Origin of the sequence: Actinomyces sp. HMSC065F12 (genome assembly GCF_001814535.1) — a bacterium.
GTDB lineage: Bacteria > Actinomycetota > Actinomycetes > Actinomycetales > Actinomycetaceae > Pauljensenia > Pauljensenia radingae_A.
This window is the reverse complement of the sequence record NZ_KV816981.1, coordinates 27,841-28,809: the sequence shown is the minus strand read 5'-3', so window position 1 is coordinate 28,809 and position 969 is coordinate 27,841. Positions and strand designations below refer to the sequence as shown.

Genomic DNA, 969 nt, shown 5'->3' with positions numbered 1-969 from the left:
ACACGCTCTAAAGGCGGTGTTTATCCAGTCGTTTCGCCCACAATCTGTGGTTGATAGATCGGCGTCCACGCCTTCCATAACAACCGGTGAGCACGCTGATACTCTGCGGGTGTGAGCACGCCCCGCCCCGCCAGCACGCTCAACGTGTGAGAGTCCGTGATGAAGGCGAGTTCTCGGGCGAACACGTCAGGCTGTGTCATCTGATCAACCCGAGCCGTGAGAGCGTTCATGGTCGTCCGCCCCTGGTGCCGAAGCGAGCACGCACATAGCAGGCGTGACAGCAAAACTTTTGACCTGGCTTGTCCACGATCGCGAAGCAGCGTCCGCAGTGCGTACAGGTCTGCTCGCGCATAGGCTCAGTTTTCTGTCGATGCCGCCAAGCTTTATGCCTGCAGGCGGGCGAGCAAAACCGAGCCCGAGCCCCTCCCTGTATAGGGCTGGCACACCACTGACACACGCGCTCGACCATCACCGGAGCGGCGTCAAGGTTTCGGGTTGTGCAGTACGAGCGGACCTGGTCACGAGTCAGGGCGCAAAACTCGGCAATCGCTTTATACCCCCAGCCCGCCGTGCGCAGGTTGCGGATACGTTGTTCATCAAGATCATTCACAGTGGGGTCACTCCCTTCACCCCACTGCCGACAAACCCCCGATTGTTAAATCCGTCCATGAAACGACGAAAAGCCCCGCCACCACCCATGACGGGTAGCAGCGGGGCTAAGTTTCGCCGGAGCAACGTGGGGTTAGTAGCCGAGCTTGGCATTCACGCGCGCCTGAACAGCGGCGTAGAGGTTGCCCAAGCGGCGCTTACGTTCCTCACCATTGCCATAGTCGCCACGGATCACGGCGTCGGCAAGCGCGTCAATGTTGGGCCCTGCTGGCTTCGCGGCAGGTGCGTTGCCAGAGAGCTTCTCGTTCACGCGAGCCTGAACAGCGGCGTAGTTGGCTCCGAGGCGGAGCTTACGCTCCT

At 60.7% G+C, this 969-nt stretch carries 1 protein-coding gene and 1 pseudogene; both read right to left on the bottom strand.

Annotated features, from left to right (window positions below; translation table 11 throughout):
• Positions 1–20 precede the first annotated feature (20 nt).
• Positions 21–230 carry a hypothetical protein gene (locus HMPREF2975_RS06160; RefSeq protein WP_048707921.1) on the bottom strand — a complete coding sequence of 70 codons (210 nt, stop codon included), beginning with the start codon at positions 228–230 and terminating at the stop codon, positions 21–23.
• A 512-nt stretch (positions 231–742) separates the two neighbouring features.
• Positions 743–969, bottom strand: a pseudogene (locus tag HMPREF2975_RS06155) (N-acetylmuramoyl-L-alanine amidase); the annotation flags it as partial.

Bases quoted from the DNA above. Each gene is read 5' to 3' on its own strand.
- HMPREF2975_RS06160 (WP_048707921.1), bottom strand. From the start codon at position 230: ATGAACGCTCTCACGGCTCGGGTTGATCAGATGACACAGCCTGACGTG.